This is a genomic window from Nocardia sp. NPDC059177 (genome assembly GCF_042755165.1).
In the GTDB taxonomy this organism is placed as follows: Bacteria; Actinomycetota; Actinomycetes; order Mycobacteriales; family Mycobacteriaceae; genus Nocardia.
Map to the genome: position 1 here is coordinate 67,502 of NZ_JBHZBX010000025.1, position 7,278 is coordinate 74,779.

The window sequence follows — 7,278 nt, forward strand, 5'->3', positions numbered from 1 at the left end:
GAACATCGTTCGTGCCAAACGTCGTTCGTCCGCCGCGTATGATCTGCCCATGAATGCCGCACCCGTCAGTCGCCGGGCCCGACCGGCGAAAGCGCCACTGAGCCGCGAGATCGTGATCGAGGCCGGACTGCGCATCCTCGACACCGACGGCCTGGCCGCGCTCACCATGCGCCGCGTCGCCCAGGAGCTCGACACCGGGGCCGCCTCGCTCTACGTCTACGTCGCCAATCGCGACGACCTGATGACCGGCATGCTCGACCAGGTGCTGTCCACGGTCGCGGTCCCCACCGAGGGTGATTGGCGGGTGCGGCTCACCACCCTGGTCGAGACGGTCATCGACGCGCTCGGCCGGCACGAGGGCCTGGCCATGGTGGCCTTCGGCCGGATCCCGACCACCGGGCACGCGCTCGGCGTCGTCGAACAGGTGCTCGCGCTGCTCCGCGAGGGCGGCCTCGACCCCGCGACCGCGGCCTGGGCCGTCGACCTGATCCACCTGCACATCACCGCCGAGGCCGCCTGCGCCGCGGGCGGGACCGAGCCGGCCTACCTCACCGAGATCACCCGCCGGTTCGCCGAGCTGCCCGCCGACCGGTATCCCACCCTGGTCGCACTGCGCGCGCAGCTGCTCGACGGTGACGGCGAGGCCAGGGCCCGCTGGGCTCTGCGCGCCCTGCTCAACGGCATCCTGGCCACCCCGGTCCCCGCGTGATGCGCGGCCCCGTCCCGCAGACCGCCGCCCGCAGCGAACCCGTCGGCGGGCCGATCCGGCTCGCCACCGAGGCCGACATCGCGGCACTGCAGGAGATCGAACGCCGGGCCGGTGCGCCCTTCGCCGAGGTGGGGATGACGGCGGTCGCCGAGGACGAGCCGCCCACCGCCGACACCCTGCGCGAGTTCATCACCGCCGAGCGGGCCTGGGTGTGGCCCGACCCGGCCGGCCACCCGATCGGCTACCTGGTGCTCGGCCTGGTCGACGGGCAACCGCACATCGACCAGGTCTCCGTCGACCCGGCGCACGCCGGCCTGCGCATCGGCAAACGCCTGATCGACCACGCGGTGACCTGGGCCAGCGCTCACGGCCTGCACGAGATCACCCTGACCACCTTCACCCAGGTCCCGTGGAACGGCCCGTACTACGAGCGCCTCGGCTTCCACTACATCCCGGCCGCCGAGGAAACCCCGGAACTCCGCGCCATCCGCGCCGCCGAGATCGCCCATGGCCTGGACGAATGGCCGCGCGCCTCGATGCGCGCCGAGCTGGGCAGGTGGTCGGCCGGCTGAGGGTGTCAGCGGGCCGGTCAGCTGTCGACGGTGGCGTGCCGGGCGATCGCCGACGCGGCGGCGGGTAGGGCGGCGGCGCGGTCGGCGGGGACCAGGCCGATGCGGGTGCGGCGGTCGAGGAGGTCGTCCACGGTGATGGCGGCCTCGTGGGTGATGGCGAAATCGAATTCGGCGACGGTGACGTCGATGCCGGGGGCGACCGGTTCGCGCAGGGCGGGGTCGGCGAGCCAGGCCGAGACGATCCGGCTCGCTTCGCTGCCGTAGCGCTCGATCAGGACCGGGGGCGCGTCGATACGGTCGCGGGCGGCGCCGGCGACCGCGCCGACCAGCGGCAGCCGGGCGGTGCGGCAGTTCGCGGCGGGCAGACCGGCGGCGGCCACCGCGGCGTCGACGGCGTCCTGTGCCATCTGCCGGTAGGTGGTGAGTTTGCCGCCGACCACGGTGATCAGCCCGTCGGGGGAGGTGAGGACCGCGTGCTCGCGGGAGATGTCGGCGGTGCTGTCCTCGGCGGTCTTCAGCAGGGGGCGCAGGCCGGCGAAACGGCCGCGGATGTCGGCGCGGGTCAGTGGTTCGCGCAGCGCGGTGTTGATGGTGGTGAGCAGGAAGTCGATCTCGGCCTCGGTGGGCTGGGGCTCGTCGGGGATCGGGCCGGGCGCGTCCTCGTCGGTCAGGCCCAGGTAGACGCGGCCGTGCGCGGCGGGCAAGGCGAAGACGAAGCGGCTGATGCTGCCCGGCACCGGCACGGTGAGCGCCGCGCTGAGCCCGCCGAACGCGGCGGCGTCGAAGACCAGGTGGGTGCCGCGGCTGGGCCGCAGTTCGATGCTGTGGTCGAGCTCGCCGGCCCAGACCCCGGTCGCGTTGATCACCGCTCGCGCGCGGATCGACAGCGTCTCGCCGTTGATCGTGTCGCGCAGCTGCACCGAGTCACCGGTCGCGGTGACCGCGGCCGTTCTGGTCAGCACGGTCGCGCCCTGGGCGGCGGCGGTGCGGGCCAGCGCGACGACCAGGCGGGCGTCGTCGACGAGCTGGCCGTCCCAGGCCTGCAGACCGCCGCGCAGACCCTCGCGACGCACGGTCGGCGCGAGGCGCAGCGCCTCGGCGGCGGCGACCCGGCGCGAGCGCGGCAACGTGTCGACGGAGGTGTGCGCGGCGATCCGCAGCGCGTCACCGGCCGCGAAACCGGCACGGATCAGCGAACTCTGGGTGGCCTTGATCCCGGGCAGCAGCGGCACGAGCTGGGGGAGCGGGCGGACCAGATGCGGTGCGGTGGTGCGCAACAGGATGCCGCGCTCGACCGCGCTCTCGTGCGCGATGCCGACGCGCCCGCTCGCCAGGTACCGCAGCCCGCCGTGCACCAGTTTGGAACTCCAGCGGCTGGTGCCGAACGCGAAATCGTGGCGTTCCACCAGCAGGGTGCGCAGTCCGCGCGCGGCGGCGTCGAGCGCGACGCCGGCGCCGGTGACGCCCGCGCCGATCACCACCACATCGACGTCGGGGTGATCGCCGAGGGCGGTGAGGTCGGCGGTGCGGCGGGTCGCGTCGAGGGCGGGGTGGGCATCAGGAGTCATCACAGTCCTTGTCGCGTGGCGGGATCAGGTAACCCTCGATCGCCCTCGACAACTCGACGTCGAACTCCGCACCGGCCAGCAGCGGGGCCACCGTGCCCGCCGACTGCACCGCCGACTGGGTGATCAGCAGCAGCATGGCCGCCATCTGCTCGGCCTCGCCCGCCCGGATCGACCCGTCGGCGTGGCCGAGCCGGATCGCGGTCGCGAACAGCTCGATGAGTGTGCGCTGATTGCGGCCCAGCCGGCCGAACACGTAGGTGAGCATGAGATCGGTGTCGGTGCGGAAGATCTTGGCGAACACCGCGTTCGCCCGGATCGCGGCCGCACCGGCGACGATGCCGTGGACCAGCCGGTCCCGGCCCAGGCCGGTGTCCGGCATGGTCGCGGCGACGATCGTGCGTAGCTCACGCACCAGCAGTTCCGCGATCAGCGACCCGGTGTCGGGCCAGCGGCGATAGACCGTCGGCCTGCTGACCCCCGCGCGCCGCGCCACCTCGGTGAGCGTGGTGCGGCGCACGCCGAAGTCGACGACGCAGGCCCGGGTGGCATCGAGGATCGCCACATCGGTGGGCGAGAGCTGCTCGTCAGCGTGGGTCGCGAGGTCGATCATCGTGGGTCACCGCCGGTGGGTTCGATGGGCGCCGGGGATGTGACGCCGATGGTCGTGCTGGAACGCCCAAGGGTATCGAGCGGTCCGGTGAGCTCGTCGCCGTGAAACGGCGGCAGTGACATCCGACAGTGTTCGGGTGCCGAACTCGAGGACATTTCGTTGGTTACTGCTTGACACTATATGTCATTATGTAACGCATGGTCGAGATGCAAGAGCACAAGCCCGGCTCCGCCACCGTGGCACCGGACATGGTGTGGGACGCCTGGGGTGTCCCCGCAGGACACCAGCCCCTGTCCCCGCAGATCCGTGGCCTGCTCGCGCAGGTGTTCGGGATCTCGGGTGAACCCGTCGCGCGCCGGGCCGCGGCCGAGGTGCCGCTGCGCCCCAGCACGCTCACCGCGACCGATCGGGCCGGACTGGCCGCGCTCGTCGGTGACGAACATCTCAGCACCGACGACCTCGTCCGCCTGCGCCACGCGGGCGGCAAGAGCACCCCGGACCTGCTGCGCCGCCGCGCCGACGGCCCGCAGGACGCGCCCGACGCGGTGGCCTTCCCCGCCGACCACGCGCAGGTCCTCGCCCTGCTGCGGTACTGCGCCGAGCACGCCGTCGCGGTGGTCCCGTTCGGCGGCGGCACCAGCGTCGTCGGCGGTGTCGACCCGGTGCGCGGGCAGTTCGGCACCGTCCTGGCGATCGATCTGCGCCGCCTCGACACCCTCACCGAGGTCGACCCGATCGCCGGCACCGCCACCCTCGGCGGCGGGCTCACCGGCCCGCGGGCCGAGCAGTTGCTCGCCGGGCACGGGCTCTCGCTCGGGCATTTCCCGCAGAGTTTCGAATTCGCCAGCATCGGCGGTTTCGCGGCGACCAGGTCGTCGGGTCAGGCCTCGGCGGGCTACGGCCGCTTCGACGACATGGTCCAGCGGCTGACCGTCGCGACCCCGCAGGGCCCGATGCACCTCGGCCGCGCCCCCGCCTCGGCGGCCGGGCCCGACCTGCGCGAACTGTTCGTCGGCTCCGAGGGCACCCTCGGCATCATCACCGCCGTCACCGTGCGGGTGCATCCGGTGCCCGAGACCACCGCCTATCAGGCGTGGTCGTTCCCCGACTTCGCCACCGGCGCCACCGCACTGCGCAGCGTCGTGCAGGCGGGTGCGGCGCCGACGGTGCTGCGCCTGTCCGACGAGGCCGAGACCGGCCTGAACCTGGCCCGCTCCGGTGATGTGGGCGGCGCACCCGTCGCCGGTTGCCTGGCCATCACCACCTACGAGGGAACCGCAGCCCACGTCGCGGCCCGTGCCGCGGAGGCGGCCGCGCTGCTCACCGCCGCGGGCGGCACGGCACTGGGCGAGACCGCCGCCCAGCAGTGGGAGCACGGCCGCTTCGCCGCGCCGTACCTGCGCGACGCGCTGCTCGATGTCGGCGTGCTGTGCGAGACCCTGGAGACCGCGACCACCTGGTCGAACCTGGCCAACCTCAAAACGAAGGTCACCGGCGCGCTGATGGACGCGCTCAGCGCCCAGGGCACGCCGGGGCTGGTCATGTGCCATATCTCGCACACCTACCCGACGGGCGCCTCGCTGTATTTCACCGTCGTCGCCAAGCAGCTCGACGATCCGCTCGGGCAGTGGGCCCTCGCCAAGCGCGCGGCCGGTGACGCGATCATCGCCGCCGGCGGCACCATCACCCACCACCACGCCGTCGGCGCCGACCACCGGCCGTGGATGAGCGCCGAGGTCGGTGAGCTGGGCGTGCGGGTCTTGCGCGCGGTGAAACGGGAACTCGACCCCGCCGGGGTGCTCAATCCTGGAAAGCTGGTGCCGTGAACGAACATTCGGTGCGACGCGTACTCGTCGTGACCAACCCGCACTCCGGTGCGGGCCGCGGTGACGGAGTGACCGGCGCGGTACTCGACGTCCTGCTCGGCAGCGGTGTCGCGGTCACCGAGGTGCGCGAGGACAGCGCGGCCGAGTCGGTCGATCGGGTCCGCGCAGCGGTGACCAGCGCCGCCGACCGACCCGACGCGGTGGTGTGTGTCGGCGGCGACGGCCTGATGAACGCGCTGCTGCCCGCGCTCGCGCACAGCACGGTGCCGCTGGCGCTGGTGCCCGCGGGCACCGGCAACGACCTGGCCCGCGCGCTCGGCGTGCCGGTCGACGACCCGCGCGCGGCCGCCGGAATCGTGCTGCGCGGCCGTTCGCGCGCCATCGATCTCGGCCGCATCGAGTCGCCGCACGAGACGCCGACCTGGTTCGCCACCGTCGTCGGCACCGGTTTCGACGCGCGAGTCACCCTGCGCGCCAACGAGATGCGGTACCCACGCGGTCCGCTGCGCTACACCTTCGCCGCGGTCGCGGAGCTCATGCGCGGCTACACCCTGCCGTTCCGGATCGAACTGTCCGGCCTCGCGCCGGGCGCGCTGGACAATCCGGCCGGTGACCACACCGTCGTCGAGACCGCCGCCGTGATGGCGCCGATCGGCAACACCCGCACCTACGGCGGCGGCATGCTGGTCTGCCCGGAGGCCGCCGACGACGACGGCTATCTCGACATCACCGTGGTCGGGGCGGTGTCGCGGCTGGAGATGGCGCGGCTGCTGCCCGCACTGTCGGCGGGTAAGCGGATCGACCATCCCGCGACCAAGCGCTACCGGGCACGCCGCATCACCGTCACCGCGCCCGGCGGCTACGCCACCGCCGACGGCGAGCCCGCCGGCATGCTGCCGGTCACGGTGCAGGCGATGCCGGGCGCGCTGACGGTGCTGGTGCCCTGAGTTCCGGCGGATCGAACACGATCCGGGTGACCGCGCTGAGAGTCGGCCGGTCGATGATCACCGCCGACGCGGCCGCCAGCGGCGTCGCGTCGGCGCTGGTGGCCGAGGTCCCGGTGCGGGCGCCGAGCTCGCGCATCATCCGTTCCCAGCGGTGGCAGTGGGCGGTGAAAGCCAGCCCGTTGACACGTCTGCCCCGGGTGAACTGCCCGTGCCTGGCCTGGGTGGCGGGCACATCGATGAGCACCATGTGCAGCTCGCGGCGGCCCTCGACGGCCCAGCGGGTGATGAGCCTGCGGCTCCAGCCGAAGGTGGCGCAGTCGTGGATGGCGACCGGCCCGTCGGCGGCGCGCAGGGCGTCGCGGATCGCGCGATAGTGCAGCAGGTGCACCAGCGGGCGCCACAGCGCGTACGGAATCGCGCCGAGCCGATGCCGCAGCCGGTTACGGGTGTGATGGGAATCGAGCACCAGTGCGCCTGTGGGCGTGCGCACGGGTTCCTCGGCGTCGGGCCCGGCGGCGAAGAACCGGTGCAGCGCAGTGGATTTGCCCGCGCCCGGGACACCGGCGAAGACCAGCACGCAGGCGGCGGGGTAGCGGAGCTCCGCGACCTCGCTCGCGCGCAGGTCCAACAGGGCGACCGGGGCCACGGTGCGAGGCGGCGCGGGTCGGGGAACGGGGGCAGCGGAATCGAGCGGGGGTGTCACCCTCTCCAGACTCCGCGAAAACAGACAATTCGGCAATCCGGGGAGACCCTGAACTTCTCGCGGAGCGTGTTGCCGGACAAGGCTTTCCGCGTGTCGCACGGTGCGTCGATGTGAACCGTGACAACTCCACCCGGCGAAGCTGAGAATTCCATATGGATTCGGCTTACAGCGTCGAAACGCCGGTAGGCTCACACACGTAGACGGAATCTTCGGTGTCCCTCATCCACCGAAGATTCCGTCTGTGTTTGTTGGAGCGCTGGCGCGCTCGAGTTCGCGCCCCCTTGGGTCCCGTCGATCAGGCACCGTGGCTTGCTCCTTCGTCGCCTACGCCACGGCGCCTGAT

Annotated in this window: 7 protein-coding genes; 4 read left to right on the forward strand and 3 right to left on the reverse strand. The window is 72.6% G+C overall.

The features are described 5' to 3' along the window. Positions 1 to 49 precede the first annotated feature (49 nt). Positions 50 to 709, forward strand: coding sequence for a TetR/AcrR family transcriptional regulator (locus ACFXK0_RS25570; RefSeq protein ID WP_379413378.1), 660 nt, complete (start codon positions 50 to 52; stop codon positions 707 to 709). Continuing rightward, on the forward strand, positions 709 to 1,281 hold the full coding sequence (locus ACFXK0_RS25575) for a GNAT family N-acetyltransferase (RefSeq protein WP_379413391.1): 573 nt from the start codon (positions 709 to 711) through the stop codon (positions 1,279 to 1,281). Before ACFXK0_RS25570 ends, ACFXK0_RS25575 begins: the two co-directional genes overlap by 1 nt. Positions 1,282 to 1,298: 17 nt before the next feature. Here the strand turns inward: ACFXK0_RS25575 and ACFXK0_RS25580 are convergent, their stop codons facing one another. Beyond that, positions 1,299 to 2,849, reverse strand: a complete 1,551-nt coding sequence (locus tag ACFXK0_RS25580) for an FAD-dependent oxidoreductase (protein ID WP_379413379.1) — start codon at positions 2,847 to 2,849, stop codon at positions 1,299 to 1,301. Continuing rightward, positions 2,839 to 3,459 (reverse strand): TetR/AcrR family transcriptional regulator, encoded by a 621-nt coding sequence (locus tag ACFXK0_RS25585; RefSeq protein WP_379413380.1) that lies wholly within the window; start codon positions 3,457 to 3,459, stop codon positions 2,839 to 2,841. Before ACFXK0_RS25585 ends, ACFXK0_RS25580 begins: the two co-directional genes overlap by 11 nt. Positions 3,460 to 3,656: 197 nt before the next feature. On the opposite strand from ACFXK0_RS25585, the gene ACFXK0_RS25590 reads away from it, so the two are divergent. Together ACFXK0_RS25590 and ACFXK0_RS25595 are read left to right on the forward strand one after the other, a co-directional pair. Beyond that, positions 3,657 to 5,285, forward strand: a complete 1,629-nt coding sequence (locus ACFXK0_RS25590; RefSeq protein WP_379413381.1) for an FAD-binding oxidoreductase — start codon at positions 3,657 to 3,659, stop codon at positions 5,283 to 5,285. Beyond that, positions 5,282 to 6,232, forward strand: coding sequence for a diacylglycerol kinase family protein (locus ACFXK0_RS25595; protein WP_379413382.1), 951 nt, complete (start codon positions 5,282 to 5,284; stop codon positions 6,230 to 6,232). Before ACFXK0_RS25590 ends, ACFXK0_RS25595 begins: the two co-directional genes overlap by 4 nt. Here ACFXK0_RS25595 and ACFXK0_RS25600 read toward each other — a convergent pair. Further along, positions 6,186 to 6,935: an AAA family ATPase gene (locus tag ACFXK0_RS25600; RefSeq protein WP_379413383.1), complete on the reverse strand. Its 750-nt coding sequence runs from the start codon at positions 6,933 to 6,935 to the stop codon at positions 6,186 to 6,188. The genes ACFXK0_RS25595 and ACFXK0_RS25600 overlap by 47 nt on opposite strands. Between the last annotated feature and the right edge of the window lie 343 nt (positions 6,936 to 7,278).

Bases quoted from the DNA above. Each gene is read 5' to 3' on its own strand.
- ACFXK0_RS25570 (WP_379413378.1), top strand. From the start codon at position 50: ATGAATGCCGCACCCGTCAGTCGCCGGGCCCGACCGGCGAAAGCGCCA.
- ACFXK0_RS25575 (WP_379413391.1), top strand. From the start codon at position 709: ATGCGCGGCCCCGTCCCGCAGACCGCCGCCCGCAGCGAACCCGTCGGC.
- ACFXK0_RS25580 (WP_379413379.1), bottom strand. From the start codon at position 2,849: ATGACTCCTGATGCCCACCCCGCCCTCGACGCGACCCGCCGCACCGCC.
- ACFXK0_RS25585 (WP_379413380.1), bottom strand. From the start codon at position 3,459: ATGATCGACCTCGCGACCCACGCTGACGAGCAGCTCTCGCCCACCGAT.
- ACFXK0_RS25590 (WP_379413381.1), top strand. From the start codon at position 3,657: ATGGTCGAGATGCAAGAGCACAAGCCCGGCTCCGCCACCGTGGCACCG.